General features: G+C 53.7%; 13 protein-coding genes. 6 read left to right on the forward strand and 7 right to left on the reverse strand.

All coding sequences use genetic code 11. From position 1 onward, the window contains the following. Positions 1 to 69 precede the first annotated feature (69 nt). From cimA to Q1Q75_RS16015, 5 genes are all read left to right on the forward strand, one after another. Positions 70 to 1,650: a citramalate synthase gene (gene cimA, locus Q1Q75_RS15995; protein WP_300672654.1), complete on the forward strand. Its 1,581-nt coding sequence runs from the start codon at positions 70 to 72 to the stop codon at positions 1,648 to 1,650. 235 nt (positions 1,651 to 1,885) lie between these two features. Continuing rightward, positions 1,886 to 3,424: a 2-isopropylmalate synthase gene (locus tag Q1Q75_RS16000; RefSeq protein ID WP_300672656.1), complete on the forward strand. Its 1,539-nt coding sequence runs from the start codon at positions 1,886 to 1,888 to the stop codon at positions 3,422 to 3,424. A gap of 83 nt (positions 3,425 to 3,507) precedes the next feature. Next, entirely contained in the window at positions 3,508 to 4,974 is a 1,467-nt protein-coding gene (gene ilvC / locus Q1Q75_RS16005; protein ID WP_300672658.1) for a ketol-acid reductoisomerase, read from the forward strand. 374 nt (positions 4,975 to 5,348) lie between these two features. Next, entirely contained in the window at positions 5,349 to 6,251 is a 903-nt protein-coding gene (locus Q1Q75_RS16010) for a hypothetical protein (RefSeq protein WP_300672660.1), read from the forward strand. 26 nt (positions 6,252 to 6,277) lie between these two features. Further along, on the forward strand, positions 6,278 to 9,340 hold the full coding sequence (locus Q1Q75_RS16015) for an ATP-binding cassette domain-containing protein (protein WP_300672662.1): 3,063 nt from the start codon (positions 6,278 to 6,280) through the stop codon (positions 9,338 to 9,340). 127 nt (positions 9,341 to 9,467) lie between these two features. Here Q1Q75_RS16015 and Q1Q75_RS16020 read toward each other — a convergent pair whose 3' ends face one another. The 6 genes from Q1Q75_RS16020 to Q1Q75_RS16045 all read right to left on the reverse strand — a co-directional run bounded on the left by Q1Q75_RS16020 (position 9,468) and on the right by Q1Q75_RS16045 (position 17,152). Then, positions 9,468 to 10,052 (reverse strand): chalcone isomerase family protein, encoded by a 585-nt coding sequence (locus tag Q1Q75_RS16020; RefSeq protein WP_300672664.1) that lies wholly within the window; start codon positions 10,050 to 10,052, stop codon positions 9,468 to 9,470. 66 nt (positions 10,053 to 10,118) lie between these two features. Beyond that, positions 10,119 to 10,577 (reverse strand): DUF2147 domain-containing protein, encoded by a 459-nt coding sequence (locus Q1Q75_RS16025; RefSeq protein WP_300672666.1) that lies wholly within the window; start codon positions 10,575 to 10,577, stop codon positions 10,119 to 10,121. Between the two features lie 231 nt (positions 10,578 to 10,808). Then, on the reverse strand, positions 10,809 to 11,729 hold the full coding sequence (locus tag Q1Q75_RS16030; protein ID WP_300672668.1) for a dihydroorotate dehydrogenase: 921 nt from the start codon (positions 11,727 to 11,729) through the stop codon (positions 10,809 to 10,811). A 598-nt stretch (positions 11,730 to 12,327) separates the two neighbouring features. Continuing rightward, entirely contained in the window at positions 12,328 to 13,089 is a 762-nt protein-coding gene (locus Q1Q75_RS16035; protein ID WP_300672670.1) for an RluA family pseudouridine synthase, read from the reverse strand. Next, entirely contained in the window at positions 13,082 to 13,777 is a 696-nt protein-coding gene (locus Q1Q75_RS16040; protein ID WP_300672672.1) for a GntR family transcriptional regulator, read from the reverse strand. Before Q1Q75_RS16040 ends, Q1Q75_RS16035 begins: the two co-directional genes overlap by 8 nt. Before the next feature lie 432 nt (positions 13,778 to 14,209). Continuing rightward, positions 14,210 to 17,152 carry a PEP/pyruvate-binding domain-containing protein gene (locus Q1Q75_RS16045; protein ID WP_300672674.1) on the reverse strand — a complete coding sequence of 981 codons (2,943 nt, stop codon included), beginning with the start codon at positions 17,150 to 17,152 and terminating at the stop codon, positions 14,210 to 14,212. A 385-nt stretch (positions 17,153 to 17,537) separates the two neighbouring features. Between Q1Q75_RS16045 and panC the strand changes: the two genes are divergently transcribed. After that, complete coding sequence (gene panC, locus Q1Q75_RS16050) at positions 17,538 to 18,383, forward strand: pantoate--beta-alanine ligase (RefSeq protein WP_300672676.1); 846 nt, start codon at positions 17,538 to 17,540, stop codon at positions 18,381 to 18,383. Between the two features lie 149 nt (positions 18,384 to 18,532). On the opposite strand, the gene Q1Q75_RS16055 is transcribed toward panC, so the two are convergent. Then, complete coding sequence (locus Q1Q75_RS16055; RefSeq protein ID WP_300672678.1) at positions 18,533 to 19,318, reverse strand: sulfite exporter TauE/SafE family protein; 786 nt, start codon at positions 19,316 to 19,318, stop codon at positions 18,533 to 18,535. Positions 19,319 to 19,486: the final 168 nt, after the last annotated feature.

Consider the following 19,486-nt stretch of genomic DNA (forward strand, 5'->3'; position numbering starts at 1 on the left):
GCATCTCGTTTACACCCGCACCCGGAAGGTCCGGCTTTTCACGGTGCAATAAACCCGGAGCGACATGACATGGAACCGGTCCTGATATTCGATACCACCCTGCGTGATGGCACCCAGGGGGAGAACATCTCCTTTTCGCCAGATGATAAAATCAAAGTGGCACAACGCCTTGACGACATGGGGATACACTACATTGAAGGTGGATGGCCCGGTTCCAACCCGGCGGCTGATCGGTTTTTCGAACTGGCGAGAGACACCCAATTCGCCACCGCACGCATCACCGCCTTCGGTTCCACCCGCCGTCAGGGGGTTCCCGCCGGGGAAGACGCCAACTTACAGGCCCTGATTGCCTGTGGCTCACCGGCGATTACCCTCTTCGGAAAGACCTGGGATCTCCACGTGGTGGACATCATGGGAAACACTCTCTCCGAAAACCTGGCCATGATTGAAGAGAGCGTGGCCTTCCTGAAAAGCCACGGGCGTGAGGTGCTCTACGACGCCGAACACTTCTTCGACGGCTACAAAGCCAACCCGGAGTATGCGATCCAGACCCTGAAGGCCTCCCTTTCCGGAGGCGCCGATTTCGTGGTATTGTGCGATACCAATGGGGGAACTTTGCCCCACGAAGTCAGCGAGATCCTCGACACGGTGAAATCCAGGCTTGATGCAGAGTCAGGGAGAGACATCCGCATGGGAATCCACGCCCACAACGACTGTAACGTGGCCGTGGCGAACTCCATCGCCGCGGTTCAAGCCGGGGCAGCCATGGTGCAGGGCACCATTAACGGGTACGGCGAAAGATGCGGGAACACGGACCTCACCTCCGTCATCCCCATCCTCAACCTGAAACTGAAACGGCCCTGCGTGTCTGAGGAGAACCTGAAAAAGCTGAAACCGCTGTCACGTTTTGTGAGCGAGACCTCCAACATGATCCCCCTGGCCTCCCGCCCCTTTGTGGGCAAGAGCGCCTTTGCCCACAAAGGCGGGGTGCATGTCAGCGCCGTGATGAAGCAGCCCCTTTCCTATGAACACATCAGCCCGGAGGACGTGGGAAACAAACGCCGGGTTCTTGTCTCGGACCAGGCAGGCCGAAGCAACATCGAATACAAGGCCAGGGAGATGGGCATCAACTTGGACGCCCCCGAGTTTGATTCCAAACGCATCGTCAACGAAATTAAGATGCTGGAGCAGGAAGGCTACCAGTACGAAGTGGCCGATGGCTCCTTCAAGGTGCTCATGGACAAATTTCTGCTTAAGTATGAGCCGGTCTTTGACCTGGAATCGTTTCGAGTCACCATCGAAAAGGACAAAGATCGCCCCTGCACCTCCCACGCCATGGTCAAGGTGAATGTGGGCGGTGAAAGCGAAATCACCGCAGCAGAAGGTCATGGCCCGGTCAGCGCTCTGGACAACGCCCTCAGAAAAGCCCTGGGCCGCTTCTACAAAGAGCTTGAGACCATGCACCTGGTGGACTTCAAGGTCCGCGTCATGGACGGACGGGGCGGGACGGAATCCAAGGTACGCGTCCTCATCGAATCCCGAGACGGGGATGATATCTGGAGCACCATCGGCGTCTCCGAAGACATCATCGAAGCAAGCTTTGAGGCCCTGGCCGACAGCTTCCAGTACAAACTGGTCCAAAAAAAATAACCGGCCGTGCCCTGGTGGCACACTCGACGACCTTAAAAAAGACGTATGGCGATCCACCCGGTCGCCCGACCATCCACAAGGGGAGCAGGAGGCCCCGCCCAATGAAAGAGGTGATCAAGACCGCAGGAAACGCCGCAGGCATCCTGCGGTCCAGGCTCACTGGGTTTGCCTGAATTCAAGCGAATGATCCTTATGTCGAATGACCCACCGCAGACCCTTTTTCGGAGCACACATCATGACCAGAACCATCACAATATTTGACACCACCTTACGAGACGGCGAACAATCACCCGGCGCCAGCATGAACACCGCGGAGAAGCTGCGGATTGCCACCCACCTGGACACTCTGGGTGTGGATGTGATTGAAGCGGGCTTTCCCGCATCATCACCCGGCGATTTCGAGGCGGTCTCCCGCATTGCAGACACCGTAAAAAATGCCGAAGTGGCCGCCCTCTGCCGCGCCACCGCCAGTGATATCGACCGGGCCTGGGAGGCCATTAAAAATGCGGCCAAACCCCGCATTCACACCTTCATCGCCACATCGGACATTCACCTGGAGTACAAGCTCCGCATGGGACGCGATGAAGTGGTGACGCGCGCCGTGGCCGCCGTGACGCACGCTCGGCAGTACACGGAGAACATAGAATTCTCCGCCGAAGACGGCTCCCGCACCGACCCGGAATTTCTCTGCCGGATTTTCGGTGAAGTCATCAAAGCGGGTGCCACCACCGTCAACCTCCCCGATACCGTAGGCTACGCGGTCCCCGATGAGTTCGGTGAGCTGGTGCGCCACGTCATCGCCCACACCCCGGGCATGGAAAACGCCACCTTGAGCGTTCACTGCCACAACGACCTGGGCCTGGCCACGGCCAACACCCTGGCGGCCATCGTTGCCGGAGCCGGTCAGGCAGAGGTGACCATCAACGGAATCGGCGAGCGAGCGGGCAACACAGCGTTAGAAGAGGTCGTCATGGCGATCCACACCCGCCCCGGCACCTTTCCCATGGACACCCATATCGACACCACCCGCATCCATGCCACGGGTCGGCTGGTCAGCTCCATCACCGGCATCATGATCCAGCCCAACAAGGCCATTGTGGGGGCCAACGCCTTCTCCCACGAATCGGGTATCCACCAGGACGGCATGCTCAAAAACCCCATGACCTACGAGATCATGAGGCCTGAAACCGTGGGACTGACCACCAACAAACTGGTTCTGGGGAAACTCTCCGGACGCTTTGCCCTGCGCTCCCGTCTCGAAGAGATGCGCTACAACCTCACCGAAGAGGAACTCAACACCGTCTTCGAGAGTTTTAAAGCGCTGGCCGACCGAAAAAAAGAGATCGTGGACGAGGACTTGGAAGCCCTCGTCACAGACGTTATCCTGCGAAGCCATGAGGTCTACACCTTGGAGTACCTCCACGTCACCTCCGGCACCACGGTCTTTCCCATGGCCAGTGTGCGCCTCGGCATCAACGGCAAGATCAAGCAGGGGGCTTTTGAAGGCAACGGCCCCATTGACGCGGTCTTTAACACCATCGCAAAAATTGCCGGAAGGGAGCCCGAGCTCCTGCGCTTTTCCATCGGCGCCCTCACAGGCGGCACCGATGCCCAGGGTGAGGTGACCGTCCGCATGCAGGAAGGCGACTATGTCTCCCTGGGCCGCGGCGCCGACCCCGACATCATTACAGCCAGCGCCAAAGCCTATATCAACGGACTTAACCGGCTGGAGTACTTCAAATCCAACCCCGTCACATCCTGTGATGTGATATAAAGAAAATCGGGTCGCCTGCGGGCGGCCCCATAAAAAACCAAACCGACCCATTAATTATTTTTTACGATATGGAGCATCCAAAGATGAACTACTTCAACACCCTCCCCTTACGTCTTCAACTGGAACAGCTTGGCAAATGCAGCTTCATGGACTCTTCAGAGTTCAACGGTGTAGAGAAACTCAAAGGCAAAAAACTTGTCATCGTCGGATGCGGCGCCCAGGGCCTCAACCAGGGTCTCAACCTGCGTGACAGCGGCCTCGACGTCTCCTACACCCTGCGTCAGGCAGCCATCAACGAGAAACGTCAGTCCTGGCTCAATGCCACGGAGAACGGCTTTTCCGTCGGCACCTACGAAGAGATGCTCCCCACCGCCGATCTTGTCCTCAACCTTACCCCGGACAAGCAGCACACCAACGTCGTGGAAAAGGTGATGCCCCTGATGAAAAAAGGTGCCTGCCTCTCCTACTCCCACGGCTTCAACATCGTCGAGGAAGGGATGCAGGTCCGCGAGGACCTCACCGTCGTCATGGTGGCCCCAAAATCTCCTGGAACTGAAGTCCGTGAAGAGTACAAACGCGGTTTCGGCGTCCCCACCCTGATTGCCGTCCACAAAGAGAACGATCCCAACGGAGATGGCCTGGAGATCGCCAAGGCCTACGCCGCCGGAACCGGTGGAGACCGCGCCGGCGTGCTTCTCTCCTCCTTCATCGCCGAGGTAAAGTCCGATCTCATGGGTGAGCAGACCATCCTTTGCGGCATGCTCCAGACCGGCTCCATCCTCTGCTTTGATAAGATGATCGAAAAAGGGATCGACACCGGCTACGCCAGCAAACTCATCCAGTACGGCTGGGAGACCATCACCGAAGCCCTCAAGCACGGCGGCATCACCAACATGATGGATCGCCTGGACAACCCGGCCAAAATAAAAGCCTTCGATCTCTCTGAAGAGATGAAAACCATCATGCGTCCCCTCTTCAACAAACACATGGACGACATCATGGGCGGCGCCTTCTCCGAAGGGATGATGGCCGACTGGGCCGAAGGTGATGCCAAGCTCCTCGGATGGCGGGAAGAGACCGGCCAGACTGCCTTTGAAAAATCCACGGCGGGCGAGATGGAGATCACCGAGCAGGCCTTCTTTGACAACGGCATCCTCATGGTGGCCATGGTTAAGGCCGGGGTTGAACTCGCCTTTGAGACCATGGTGGCCGCTGGCATCAAACCCGAATCCGCCTACTATGAGTCTCTCCACGAGACCCCCCTCATCGCCAACCTCATCAGCCGCAAGAAGCTCTACGAGATGAATAAAGTGATCTCCGACACCGCAGAATACGGCTGCTACCTCTTCGCCAACGCCTGCGTGCCCCTCCTGGCCGATTTCATGAAAGGTGTGAACACCGACATCATCGGCAAAGGGCTGGCGTCCGAAGACAACGGCGTGGACAACATGGCTCTCATCGAGGTGAACGAAGCCCTGCGTAACCACCCCGTCGAAGTGGTCGGCAAAGAACTGAGAGGCTACATGACCGCCATGAAGGCCATCCTCTAAAAAATGCCCTCTCCGGCGCCTCTGCCGGGGACCCGCGTTTCAAAAAAACGCGGATAAAAGGCAGGCAAACGAACACAAAAAAGGTGGAACCGATGACGGTTCCACCTTTTTTTTACATCTCACATCGTGCTACCTCTCCCCACGGCCCTCCTCAAAATGAAATTTAATGGCCGTTCTTTGCCAGGGCACAAACCTGTGACATGACGTCAACATTTCATCATCTCGCGCCTCATTTATTTACCTAATAAAATTTTAATCTTATTTAAATTAAGTAATATAAATTTTCAAATACGAATAGATATGTCATAGTCATTTCATTTTTCCGTATAACAGGCGCGTCATGTTTTATTCACATTTTTGAAAGGATTGAGCCGATGAAATTATTCACCATGGGTGCCCTCATGGCCTGCATTATGAGCTTCAGCCCCAACCTCGTTCTGGCCACCGAAAGCACGGCCCCGGCCGAGAGCCTCTCTTCTCAAGAGATATTGCATGGCGATGAGTCGAAATACGCCACTCAGTTCAAGGAAATCACTGAGCAGATTAATCTACTTAAAAGCCAGTACAAAGGAATCAATCAGGCCACCCGACAGCTCAAAGAGGCGGGTGCCTCATACCAACATACCTTGACAGCCGACACGCACAAGGTGTCTCAGTACCTCACAGACGATCAATTGGGTACCATGGCGGGCGTATATACCATTGATGCCGGCTATGCCGCCCTCTTCCTGCGGAAAAAAGAGCTGAAAAATGTCATCTTGGCCCGAAGGGACTTAATGATAAAACTCGGGTTTCAGGCCCCCTTGTCCCCTAAAATGAAAAAGCTTCTTCAGAACCCGGAATCCATAAAGGATGGTCAGGCATGGACCGATGCCGTAAAGGCTGTGCACAAAAAATTTATGGCAAATGGAATAAACAGCGCTAAACAACTAAAAGTAATAACAAATGTAGGCTACGGCATGCTCGTTGAAGGCCTTTACATTGCCACGGAATCCATTGCCATGGCGGATTATTCACCGAAGATGCTGGAGCAGCTGAATATCCAGCATGAACGGATCCATTTCATGATCAAACTGCTCAATACCATGCGACATGACGAAGACCTGAAGCATGCTGTGGGCTTTCGCCATAGCCTTGACTTTATGGGCAAAATTCACGCCCTGCTGATCGTCACCGAATATACCAGACAGGACGTCGAGGCCCTCCGCGAGGTTATTCGCCCCGAACGTCAAGCCATCCTGGATGGGGCCATCGGAAACGTCGCCACAAAACAGTAACGTAGAAGCAAAGCGCAGGTGCCCGGATGATTGTTTCAGAGTTAACCTTAAATGGTATTTTGCATCTTTTTGCCCTGTTATCTTCCTGTTATCATGAATCCGGGCCGCTTAAAGCACGCGACATGGTCAAAGCCTATCTGTCCGACTATCTGCGGATTGTTCATACCGACACGTATCTTGGTCTATTCGACGGATTCTTAGACTTTTATGATGGAGACTCAGACCTGGATCTCCTCATCGCCCGAACCACTGAAATCTGTGGTCATCTGAAAGGCAACCTCCCGCGTCCTGAACAATACGCTGTGTTGCTCCGATTTTTTGAGCTTTCCCAAGCCGTTCCCCAGGCCCATCGTCATGAACTTTCCCGCCTCGCGGATGCCGCCGGCCAGGCCTTTGAAATCAGGCCGGATGTTATCCAGGATATGCTCGCGTTGCTCCATCACACCGAAGCCATGGAAGCCCTCGGTCCCAACCACCTCTTTATTCACTCTAAAAAGCCATGCGGCACGGCTCCCTGCCACGGGCTGGTTCGCGAGCACTTCGCCGGAGGCGTCACCGTTCTCCATATCGAAGATATCGACACTCTGTTTCTTGTGCCCCATACCCTTTCAGGGCAAACCCTCAACGGCACCCCCCTGCAACCGGGCGCGATTTATCCCCTTCCCACGGGATCGATCCTGAAAGATATTCATTCGAACCCCATCTATTACTCGGATATCGCCGCCTTTTTTAAACCACTCAACCCTGCAGGCGACATCCTCTTTACCGGTCACCATATTGATTTTCGTTTCCCAGGCAGTGACAACGGCCTCCACGATTTTTCTTTTGAGGCGACCGGGGGCCAGATGATTGGGGTGATGGGGGGCAGCGGGGTGGGCAAATCCACCCTTCTCAGTCTCCTGAACGGCTCCCTGCCCCCCCAGGAGGGTCAGGTCCTGATAAACGGAGCGGATCTTTATGGGAACAGGCAAACACTCGAAGGGGTCATTGGGTTTGTGCCACAAGATGATCTGCTCTTTGAAGAGTTGACGGTTTACCAGAACCTCTTTTACAGCAGCCGTCTCTGTCTGGCCGACCTCAGCAAAGAGGCTTTGGCCAAGCGGGTCATGGGGATTCTGGGTGAGTTGAACCAGGAGGAAATCCGCGACCTGACCGTCGGGTCCCCCTTGGATAAAACCATCAGTGGCGGCCAGCGTAAACGGCTCAATATCGCCCTTGAACTGATCCGAGAACCATCGATCCTCTTTGTCGATGAGCCCACCTCCGGGCTCTCATCTGCGGACTCATTAAATGTGATTTCCCTGCTTAAAGAACAAAGCAAGAAGGGGAAATTGATCATCGTGATTATCCATCAGCCCTCCTCGGATATCTTCAAAATGTTCGATCAGCTGTGGCTGCTGGACAAGGGGGGACGCCCTATTTATACCGGCAATCCCCTCGATGCCATCCTCTATTTTCGTAAGGCTGCCTGGCAGGCCGGCACCGACGAGTGCCTCTGCCCTCAATGCGGCAATGTCAACCCGGAACAGATCTTTGATATTATCGAGATGAAGGAGTTGGACGACCGGGGCTACGCCGCTGACCGGCGTCGATTCTCTCCAGAGGATTGGCATACGCGCCACCAGAAAACACGGACGACGGAGGACAAAAAACCTCCCACGGACATGCCCCCCCCGCAACGGGCCCTGAAACGTCCGAGCCTGACCGGTCAGTTTGTCGTTTTTTTTATACGCAACCTCTTGACCCGGTTCACAAATCGGCAGTACCTGGCCATCAATGCACTTGAGGCCCCTCTGCTGGCCTGGGCCATCGCATCCTTTGCCGGGTATGGGAAGGGTCCGGGATATACCTTTGGGGCCAACCACAACATCCCCGTTTACTTTTTTATGAGCGTGATTATCGCGTTATTCATGGGACTGTCTGTCAGTGCAGAGGAAATTATCCGTGATCGAAAGATATTAAGCCGGGAACGATTTCTCCATTTAAGCTGGTTCAGTTACATCAACGGAAAAGCCGGGTATCTGTTCCTGGTGGGAGCCCTCCAGATGGGCCTTTATGTCCTGGTGGGCAATACCATGTTGGGGATCCCGGAGTTCACCGCCAAATTATGGACGGTGCTTTTCTCCTGCTTCGTCTGCGCCAGTCTGATCGGGCTCAACATATCCGCAGCCTTTAAGACCGTGGTGACCATCTATATCCTCATCCCCCTTCTGCTGGTGCCCCAGATCATCATGGGGGGCATGGTGGTCTCCTTTGATGACCTGATCCCCCCCCAGACGCCCCACAACCGCGTCCCGGTCGTCGCCAACTTCATGCCCTCGCGCTGGGGGTTTGAAGCCGCCGTGACGGAACAGTTCTGGAGCAACCGTTTCCAGGCGCCCTACACCGACCTGGACAGGCAAATCAGCCATGCCGATTTTTGGGTAAACTATTATGTACCCGAGCTTTTCTCCCAGATCGATTTCCCTTTCATCGATACCCCGGACGCCTCTCATGCCCAAAAGACAAAGGCTGCATTAACATTATTAAAAACTGAATTTACAGACCTTGCTAAAAAACAGGGCATCGACCTCAAGCTGCCCTCCGATGCCTTTACCCCTCAGGGCTATTCACGCCACGTTGCCCGCCAGTTAAAAACGTCGTTGTCCAAGGTGCTCACCTCTTATCGCCAGAGGCGAGGCGAGGCCAACGACAAACGTCGAGACCTTGAATCCGCTCGAATCCAAGTCATGGGGATCGCAGTTTACCGGACCCTCGAAAAAAACAACCAAAACAAAAGCCTTGTGAACCTGGTCAAAAACCGCCGCAACCTCGACGATTACCGGCTCAGCCCGACCCGAATCGTCCGCGTCTCCGACCCTGTCTTCACCCAGGATGTCACCCCCTGGGGCGGAGCGCCTTTTTATGCAGGACAAAAGCGAATCGGGCGCGTCGTTGTGCCCACCTACTTTTTTAATCTTGGGGTTTTATGGCTCTTCTCGGGTCTGTTCTATGCGGCTCTGTACGGAAACCTGCTGGCGCGTCTGCTCTCTCTCGGGGCGTCTGTGCATCGACCCGGTTTTTTCCAGAAAAATAAAAAATCGAAATAATAAAAAAGGGGGCCCCTCAAACAGGTCCCCCCTCTCCCTCATCATACCCTTTGTGTGACAGGCTCACACAAAACAAATCAAACCCACCCAACAACACGCTTTCGCAACGCACGGGCGGGTCTATTTTTTAGCCCTTAGGCTGTCCCAGCATCCCGGCTTTCATGGTTTCCAGGGTGGGCTTGGCACCGAGCCAGATACCGAAAAGGGCCTGTTTGAACGCAAGGCCTTCGATGGTGGCCTTTTTCTCGCCCTGCTTGTAGATACAGGTACCGGCTCCAGGGACATAGACCATGTCGTAGATATCATCCACGTTGATCTTCTCTTTGAAGACGTCCATCATGGCATCGATCTCTTTCTCGATGGGCGCGGTGTTGCCGTTGGTGGAGAGCTCGAAACCCTCCCGGGTGGACTTGGTCATCTTGTCGGAAGAGATCAGTTTGCTGGTAATGTAAAGACGAATGGCCATGGGGGCATCGCCGCTGACCACCGCATCACCGTCCTCCGTCTTTTCTTGAAGAAACAGGGCCGCCACGTAAGGTTTCACCTTGATAAAACCAATTTTTTTAATCCGAATGCCGGACCCGTTGAAAACAAGCTCCACGTTCTCCAGTTTAAGCTGCTCCGGAAATTTGACATCCTTGGCATCCACGGCAAAGGCCGTCCCGGTGGCAAGACAAAGGGCCAAAAGCACCATCACGATTCGTTTGAACATATTTCCTCCTGTGAGATTATGGGTCGGTATGGAGCCAGCCTGAAAAACAGGCCGCCTCAACTCCCGTTATTGCCCTTTTCGCGTCCAGTACTCGTTGCGTCCCAAAAGGGCGACGCCGATAAATCCCCGAACCTTCAACTGCCGCCCGCTTTTTTTCAACTTCATCAGGCATTTATAGGTTTTACCGTTGTCGGGATCGTAGATGTGGCCGTTCTCCCAATCGTTTCCCCCCACATGAAAAAAACCCTGGGCGATTTTCAGGCCAATGACAGGCTGCCGGGCTTTTTCTGGATCGGGATTCTTCTTATCAAGGACCGGAGTGCCATCATCTTCCGTAGCCACGGACTCTGCAAGCCAGACAATCTTCCCGGTGTAGGTCTCGCCCTCTTTAAAAATTTCCACGAGGGCTTCATGATCCTTGGTATACCAATGCCCCACGATCGCATCCGCCGATGTTTCGCAGAAACCTGCCTGGGGCACACAAAAAGCGAAAAACAAAAAAAGAACATGAATGCTGCGTTTCATACAAAGGCTCCTTTCCATCGTCTCACAGTGGTTAACAATCAAACGACAAACCAAACAAAAAGACAGCCGCCATGCATTCTAACTATGTTTCATCTTATTAAACAAAGATAGGCATCAAAAGCAAGGACATTTACCATGACGTGGCTTTGATAAAAGAGTATTTACCAACAAAAAAAGCCGCGTATAAACGCGGCTTTCTGTTAATCTACGGGCTCTTTCGGCAACCGATATTTACACCTCAACGCTCCCGATCAGATCGTTGACATCGGTCATTCCCTTCTCCTTCAGAAAGGCCTCAATACCATCCACCACCTTTTCGGCGGCATCAGGGTACACAAAATTGGCCGTCCCCACCTGAACGGCAGAGGCCCCTGCCATCATAAACTCCACGGCGTCTTCAGGGGTCATGATCCCTCCCATACCGATGACGGGAATGTTGACCGCTTTCGCCACCTGGTACACCATGCGAATGGCCACCGGCTTCACAGCAGGCCCGGAGAGCCCACCCACCACGTTGGCCAGCAAGGGTTTCCGGGTATGAATATCGATGCCCATGCCGGTCAGGGTGTTGATCAGAGAGACTGAATCGGCCCCCTCCCCTTCCACGCTCCGGGCGATCTCCACAATATCGGTGACGTTGGGACTGAGCTTGACCATCACGGGCAAAGACGTTTTTGCCTTAACGGCCCTCACCACCGTAGCGGCCGCCACGGGATCCACACCGAAAGCAAGCCCTCCGGCGCTGACATTGGGGCAGGAGATGTTAATCTCAATACCGTGGATCCCCTCCACCCCTTCGGCCGTCTCGGCAATGGCGGCATATTCCTCGACGGTCTTGCCGTAAATATTGATGAAGACTTTGGTATCAAAGGGCTTCATCGCCGGCAGCTTCTCCTTGATGAACCGCTGAATCCCCACGTTCTCAAGGCCAATGGCATTCAGCATGCCACAGGAGGTTTCCACGATGCGTGGAGGAGGATTGCCTTTGGAGGGGAAAAGGGACAGGCCCTTCATAACGACGCCCCCCAAGCGGTTGAGGTTGAGGACCTCGTCAAACTCCATCCCGTACCCAAAGGTGCCCGATGCGGTCATCACCGGGTTGGCGAGGCAGACGCCTCCGATATCCACTGATGTTTTGATGGTCTCGCTCATGATCTCTTTCGTCTGTATTGATGGTGACTTATATAACGGCCCTGAAACACCGGGACGACCTCTTTCTCTCGGCGGAATCCATGGATGATTATCCGAAAGGCACTATAGCACAGGCAAGCGCCCGGCGACACCCCGGGTTCGCGAATGCTCCAATCCCTTGCTTGTCACGCCATAGCCCACGGAAACGGGTCAAAAGTTTAACAAACAGGTCTTAAATGCATATTCCCAATTTACGTCGGACAGAGGCTTTTTTGGCGCTGAATAGTTACGAATTTAATAGAGAGCAATTCTTAAGATCTGTTTGTTAAGCCCGTCTTTATAAAATCAGGCAAAAGTTTAGCCCCCGGCAGGGCCGCTGGAGGCATAAGCTGAATAGTTACTTAAACGAAGGCATAGAGCCCTTGTTGCAATGGGCTCATTACCTGCCGTTTCGGTTAATCGCCGCTTGAAATATAAAAGCCCGACATATCGTATGGCAGCCATGGAGCGCCGCACTCCGGTGCGGCTTTTTTATATGCCGGTCGAGCGTAGCGACTCCATGGCCTTTCGCCTGTCTTTTATCTGCCTTTAGCCAGTCTTTTATCTCCATAAATCACTCTCACGCCATGTCGCCATTCAAAAGCGCCTGCATGGCCTCCGGGACAAAGACGAATGACGCAACCCGCGTCTCCTCGGCCTCCCCCGGGGGACAAAACGTAATCGCATGGGCATGCAACCCCAGACGCCCGTACCCGAATCGTTCCTCCAGAACAGCCAGGGAACGCTTCGACCCGTACCGCCGATCCCCGGCAATGGGATGGCCGACCAGCTTGGCATGGCGACGAATCTGATGTTTTCGGCCGGAAAGGGGGCTGCACCGCACCAGCGTGTAGCGCGTGGAGCGATCCATAACAGAAAAAGTCGTCGCCGAAGGCATCCGCTTCCCGCTGCCCGCTGGATTGTTGCGTCCTCCGGCTTCCTTCGAAAGGGAGGCATCCCAGGTTCCACTGTCCGGCACCAGGTTTCCATGAATCAGGGCGATATACTCCTTGGTCACCCGCTTCTCTTCAAACTGCCGTGTCAGGTGCCTTGCCGCCTCTTTCCCAAAGGCAAAGAGCACCACACCGCTGGTGTCCCCATCCAACCGGTGAACGGCATGAACGGTGGTCTCCTCCTTCGGCGTGCTCTGCCTGAGAACCTCTGGGGATGACCTGAGAGCCTGGGTCACCACGGAAACAAGGTCCCGCCCCGGCTCGTTGTGAACCGAGACCCCGCAGGGTTTGTCCAAAGCCACCCACCCTGCACCGCCTGCTATAACGCCAATTCCCAGCGCCTCGAGGGTCGGAGCCCCATGCTCTTTACTATGATCATTTTTACTCAAGGGTGTCTCCATTAAAATAAAACTGACGAATATACGATTCCTGATCGTCCAGTGACCAGTGGGTTGTCTTCAGGAAGTGTGCAGCCCCCTGGGCGTCACCGCTGCGAATCAGCTCAATAAAGGCCCGATGCTCTTCGCAGTGTTCCGCTTCCCACTGAGGAATGTGCTTCCGGTTCAAAAAGTCATAGAGACGCTGCTTATTCAATTGAATGATGCGTCTCATCTGGCTGTTGCTGGAGAGATCAAGAAAGATATTATGAAAGGCCACGTTGTTCTGATAAAAGCCATAGGTATCCTTCATCTCGGTGGCCCGCTTCATCTCTCGGGTCAGTCGCTCCATCTCCAAAAGACACGCCTCGTTGAGTTTGTCGAAAACGGGCACAAGAATCTCTGACTCCAAGGCCCGACAAATCTCCCAGGCATGTTTGACATCCTCAAGGGAAAGCTTGTTGATCCTCACCCCCCGCCGCGGAAGAATCGACACAAACCCGTCGCATTCAAGCTGAATCAATGCATCTCGCAAGGGGGTCTTGCTGATGCCGAGTCTCTGGCTGATTTCGTTCACATTCACTAGAGACCCCGGTAAAAGGTTCCCCCTGCCCATTTCGTCCCTTAAGTATTCGTAAATCTGTTCCCTCAACGGCTTTGCTATAATGCTTATAGTCTGTCCGTTCCTCTGATCCCCCATCACACATCTCCTTCGCCATATTCAGAGCCTTTTCCCGGGGCACGACAGACAAACGCCGCCACCGGAAAACCCTTTCCAGGACTCTCTTAAAAACCGTCTTAATTCGTTAAATAAAACCGGACTGATCCCATTGAATACCCTGCCACTGGATCGTTCAACAAAGGACGAAAGGTACACGCAAACACCCTGCCCCATCAACTTTTGTTCGATCCACCTCATAAATAAAAGCTGTTCACAATGCGATAACAGGCGTCCATAAACACAAAAAACAAATAACCGGCTTGCAAACCATACAGTTCCTGCGCATCACCGGCATCAACTAAGGAATGACTCGTCTTCAATAAAACGATTTCAACCCGGATATTTCGCAGTAACCAGCCGTAATAAAATCTTATTTCTTTGGCATGCTCGTTTTCTCATGCAATATTCGGGTTAAGGTGGCAACAGGACACTCACGGCATGTCGGCCATCCACCTTCATCACACACGGGGTTTCAAAGGTGGCAAGGGCTGTGAATTCCCCATCAACGGCCACCGGCTGTTTAAGGAGCCACGCCATATCAAAGTGGTCTCCCCTCGCCTCTATAATGGAGATATAATTGATCCCCAACGCGGTGATGTTATGAAAAAAATGTGACCCCTGGGACGGATCCGCTTTTAAATCTTTGTGACTGCTTTCCACAATACCGCACACCTCAGAGATCTCCTCCCAGGTCACGGGAATGCCCAGCCACCGGTCTGCAGAGCCCCACCGCCCCGGCCCAAGCAACACATACTTCTCCTGCCGTTTGGCCATTTCCGCATTCATCCGACCGATCTCCCGGGCTATTTCCCGGGTCTTCTTCAAATCAAAGGCATCGGGCTTCACGTAGAGAATATGATGAACAGGCAACCCCTTCACATGCCCCAAGGCATGGGAAGAGACGCTCACGGCGGCGGCTTTTTCTGCCTCTGAAATGCCCACATCTGCCAGGGCCTCCCGATCGGTCATGGGCCGAATCTGGAGCAGCACGAACCGCCCCTTCTCCCCAGGCTGACAGGGCAGGTCAACGGCAAATTCGATCTCAACCGATGAGCCCATGCCCTGGGCTCCAATGTCCAAAACCCGGGAAAGCAAGGCCGGGAGGGGAAAAATGTTGTACTTGAGAATTTTATCAAATGTCAACACCCTGGGTCCGCGGAGCTGAGGCCCGTACCGAATGGTATTCTCATCTCGAACGTAGGTTCCTGCAAGATGCTTCAACGGGCTGTTGTCATCGAGATCACGAACAGAGAGCTTATCGATTTCCGAATTCAGAGAGACCACGGAAGCCGGTGCTTTTCCGCCAACCTTCAGGGCATATAAACTTTGCTGAGCACTCTTGAGGATTTCTTCCACCCGAGAAAACTGCGGCAGAATATGGGGCCGTTTGGGAGAAAAACGCAAGGCCTGTTCCCCTTCCACCACCGTACGCCCCAATCCCATGGCAATGGCGGCAATCCCCTCTTCCGCCTTCATTTTTCCAAAGGGATAGTAATTGTAGGATTGGGCCACCCCCGAAATCGCAGGATAATAATAATCGCCCCACCGACGCCCGGAGACCGCCTGGATGATCACCGCCATCTTCTCCTCTTCGGTGCGATGCCCGACCCTCCTCGCAAAACTCTTGGGGCCCTGAAAATAGGTAGAGGCGTAGACCAATTTCACCCCAGAGATCAGCTGATTCACCCTCACCTCCAGATCCGGGTGATCATTGGACATCATGCAGGTGTGATAAAGGCCCGCATAGGCCATAAACTGGGCGTCTTCAAACAGCGCTGACGAACGGACAGCGAGGGGATGATGAATCTCATTTAAAAAAACCCGCAACTCTTCGCCAATCCATCCAGGGAAGACGGCCTTCTGAAAGTGCTCAATCACCTCCTCATCTGGAAGGTCGGCCTTGGCAAGCCACAAGAGATTGTTTTCCTGCACAAAGGCATCAAACCCTTCGGTGGAGATCACCAGGGTCTGGGGAAGAGCAATCTCCACATCCTCAAAGGCTTCGTTCAACTCGGGGTGGTGCCTGAGAAGCGTTGAGGCGAACACAAGCCCCCGGGCTTTGCCCCCCAGGGACCCGTTTCCAATTTTCAGAAAATCGGTCTCCGGGTCAAACTCATCGGCATCGAATTGAACCACCACACCCTTCTGCCGACTGCGCCGACGCTCTTGAATATTCCTCTGAATAAAGGCCTTCATGTCGGAGATATTCCCGAAGAAATCCTTATCCGTGGCGGGCCTCAGGCGATTAGCGAGCAGGGTCTCCGAGCGGGCATAGAACCACCGGGAGAAATCATTTTTCCGCCAGTGGTGATAAAAACACTCATCCGAGATATCGGCCAACCTCTTTTCAAGAGCCCGAAAGTTGGGGGCTCTCCCCAGCTCGCGCCCGTCGTCGCCTCGGAACACAAAATCACCAAACCCCAGTTGATTCACAAAATAGTGGTGAAAATCACCGGAAAGTGAGGGGGAATTCTTGTCCACAAAGTAGATGCCCAGGGCATCTGCCATGCGCCGGTTGGAAGATTCCGTGCTGGCCATCATCAGAGGAATATCGGCCTGGTGAGCTTGAATATGGGACAGGACACGGTATCCGGAGTCATCACAAACAGCGCCCTCCCGTGGGAAACTGGCGTCAGAGATAACCCCCAGAACATAATCCTTGTATGTCTCATAGATCTCCATGGCCTCTTCGTAACTCTGGGCCACAATAATTTTGGGCCGGGCCCGCATGGTCAGGAGCCGATGTTCATGGTTTAAGACCTCCTCCATCACATTCTGAACCTGAGTGACCACCTCTTTATATAAGATTGGAAGAATGGCCGAGGTATAAAGGGGAGAATCCTCCACCATCAGAATCACCCGGACCCCGGCTTTTTCCGTGTCATGCGCCACATTAAGTCGATCCTCTTCGCTTTTAATCAGGGCAAGGAGAATGTCGGCATTTCCGCTCCAGACGTACATGCGATCCACGCCCCGGGATTTGGAACGTGCCAGATCGAATTGACTCGGCAACTGACTGTGAGTCAGCAGAATAACTGGGATGCAGGGGCACTTACGTTTGATCTCCTCCCCCAGGGTGAAGGCGTCCATGTCCACGAGCCGAAGCATGGTGACGACCATGTCAAAGGGGCGTTTTTCCAGCATAGCCAGGGCCTCTTCAGCCGTAGAAACCCAGGTCAACCGAGGAGGCCGACTCAAGTTAAGGCCCCGATACTCGGTGACGATCTTCTCCGAAAGCCGCCCGTCCTCTTCCATGATGCAGGCATCATACAGACTTGAGACCAATAAAATCTCCCTGATTTTATTGGGCATCAGCTCATAAAATATCTTAAACCGAGAATCAAAATCTTCCATCGATAACCTGCCGTTCAATGTCAAGCCACACCCTCCTTCGTACCCACCAAAGAGATAAAAGACCCATTCCAAAAATGACAAAGGGGTACTGTTTGATATATCAGACACCTAATACCAAAGCAAGCTCAGGCTGAAGGTTCCGCCCCACACCAACCCCCTATTTTTCCTGTCATTCCGGATAAAAAAGAGTTCACCCCCTCGGGATTGCGCCCCCTTTCCTCTCTTTTATCTACTGAAAACCCTTCTTCAGATTGACTTTTCATCGGGACTGGACTAAGGCCAATGCAGACAAAATTGGCGTCAAAATGACGCCATAAGGCACACGGATACAGGTCCGACCAAGCCGGACAAAATGCTGAACACTCAATGAAATGAGGCCATCCACATGGACGTCATCGGTTCAATTCAAGAGATGCAGAGCTTAAGCAACACGCTGCGACAGGAAGGCAAGCGAATTGCCTTCGTCCCCACCATGGGTTTTCTCCACGACGGACACCTCTCCCTGATGCGGGAGGCAAAGAAACACGCAGATGTTCTAGTCACCAGTATCTTCGTCAATCCGGCCCAGTTTGGTCCCAGCGAAGACCTGGACGCCTACCCCCGAGCCATGGAAAGTGACCTGGCCAAATCCAAAGAGGTGGGCGTGGATGTGGTCTTCACCCCGACAAACGACCAAATTTATCCAGACGGATACGAAACCTACGTCCAACTGGAGACATTGCCCAACCATCTCTGCGGCCTCTCCCGACCCGTCTTTTTCAAAGGGATCACCACCGTCGTCACCAAACTGTTTAACATCATCAAGCCCCACGTGGCCGTCTTCGGTGAAAAAGACTTTCAACAGCTTGCCATCATTCGACGCATGGTGAAAGATCTGAACATGGACGTTGAGATCCTCGGCGGAACCCTGATCCGGGAAGCCGACGGACTCGCCATGAGCTCTCGGAACGCCTACCTGACCGAGCCCCAGCGTAAAGAGGCGCTCCGCCTCAGCCAATCTCTGGATAAAGTACGAGACCGGGTCGCCCAGGGAGAAACCAGCGTTGCGGCCCTTCGAACCCTGGCAGAAAAACACCTCACCGAGTGCCCCATGATCCAGATCGACTACATCTCCTTGTGTAATCCCGAGACCCTGGACGAGGTGGAGACCCTCACCGGCCCCACGCTCATGGCCCTGGCGGTGACGATGGGCGCGACTCGCCTCATCGACAATCGAGTGCTGGTTCCTTAAGGGCCGTCAAGGCCTGCCTCAGGCGTGTCAATGCATGATTATTTATGTCCATCCGCCTTACCAAACAAAAAAACCGACCCCGGCAGCTGCCGGGATCGGTTTTTATTTTTGTAACCTCATGAAATATCCGGGTTAGGGGGTGGGACGCATTACCCGATATGAAGCACATTGGCAAGAATAATAAACACACCGGTGGCCAAAAGCACCCAAAAAACAATCTTTCGAAAAAGCGCCGCATCGACCCTGTGATGGACCACTTCACCGATGAAAATCCCCACCAGAAGAAAGGGAAGCGACCAGACCAGATTGAGCAGGCTCTGGCCCATGGGAGCGCCTTGGGTGGCCACCGCTGCGATGTTGGATAAAATAGGATCAAAGGTGGTATCGGTGGCAATCAAAAAGGTGTTCAAAGAAACCCACAGAAGACTCAATGTTGCCCTGAACTCGCCTTTGTCCAGAAGTTTCCGTGTGGCATAAAGCACCACAAACGGCCCGCCGGTTGCAAACGCTCCGTGAAGAACACCACCCAGGACCAGCAACACATAATAAATCCATTCTGGAACCGTGACGCCGAGATCCAGCCCCCCGTACTCCTTTTTCAATTGAAGCACCGAGGTAAAAATAATAAATATACCAAGAAAAAGTTTCAGCGTATCGCTGGGGAAATGGTTAAACAGATAAATCCCTGCGGGCATCCCCAAACCCACAAGCGTCACGATAATCCCGAACTGACGCCAGTTGATGTGTCGAAATTTCGTAGAGACAAGATAAGCGCCCAGCACCCACGTCAAGACGGCCAAAAGAACCTTGGCCTCATAAATTCCCAGAATCCATGTAATAAAGGGAAAGGCGAGAACAGTGCACCCAAAGCCGGTGATTACTTCAAGGGTGTGGGTAAGAAACACCACAACACCGGTCAAAAAAAAGGTCATCATGCGTTAAACATCCTTCGTACATAAAGGTCGGGGTCGATTTCCCAAAATATGCTGCCCCCTGCCCCCCTTCCGGCTCGGTACGACAGCAGACTCCCACCAGGTTTCAAACAATACACGATTCACAAATTAAGCGTCGCATCCCCCCTGGACCTGGAAACCAACCCCTTG

The sequence above is a fragment of the Desulfoluna sp. genome (genome assembly GCF_030145185.1).
Classification (GTDB): Bacteria; Desulfobacterota; Desulfobacteria; order Desulfobacterales; family Desulfolunaceae; genus Desulfoluna.

Excerpts from the sequence above, each read along its gene's own strand:
- cimA (WP_300672654.1), top strand. The coding sequence starts at position 70 with ATGGAACCGGTCCTGATATTCGATACCACCCTGCGTGATGGCACCCAG.
- Q1Q75_RS16000 (WP_300672656.1), top strand. The coding sequence starts at position 1,886 with ATGACCAGAACCATCACAATATTTGACACCACCTTACGAGACGGCGAA.
- ilvC (WP_300672658.1), top strand. The coding sequence starts at position 3,508 with ATGAACTACTTCAACACCCTCCCCTTACGTCTTCAACTGGAACAGCTT.
- Q1Q75_RS16010 (WP_300672660.1), top strand. The coding sequence starts at position 5,349 with ATGAAATTATTCACCATGGGTGCCCTCATGGCCTGCATTATGAGCTTC.
- Q1Q75_RS16015 (WP_300672662.1), top strand. The coding sequence starts at position 6,278 with ATGATTGTTTCAGAGTTAACCTTAAATGGTATTTTGCATCTTTTTGCC.
- Q1Q75_RS16020 (WP_300672664.1), bottom strand. The coding sequence starts at position 10,052 with ATGTTCAAACGAATCGTGATGGTGCTTTTGGCCCTTTGTCTTGCCACC.
- Q1Q75_RS16025 (WP_300672666.1), bottom strand. The coding sequence starts at position 10,577 with ATGAAACGCAGCATTCATGTTCTTTTTTTGTTTTTCGCTTTTTGTGTG.
- Q1Q75_RS16030 (WP_300672668.1), bottom strand. The coding sequence starts at position 11,729 with ATGAGCGAGACCATCAAAACATCAGTGGATATCGGAGGCGTCTGCCTC.
- Q1Q75_RS16040 (WP_300672672.1), bottom strand. The coding sequence starts at position 13,777 with ATGGGGGATCAGAGGAACGGACAGACTATAAGCATTATAGCAAAGCCG.
- Q1Q75_RS16045 (WP_300672674.1), bottom strand. The coding sequence starts at position 17,152 with ATGGAAGATTTTGATTCTCGGTTTAAGATATTTTATGAGCTGATGCCC.
- panC (WP_300672676.1), top strand. The coding sequence starts at position 17,538 with ATGGACGTCATCGGTTCAATTCAAGAGATGCAGAGCTTAAGCAACACG.
- Q1Q75_RS16055 (WP_300672678.1), bottom strand. The coding sequence starts at position 19,318 with ATGATGACCTTTTTTTTGACCGGTGTTGTGGTGTTTCTTACCCACACC.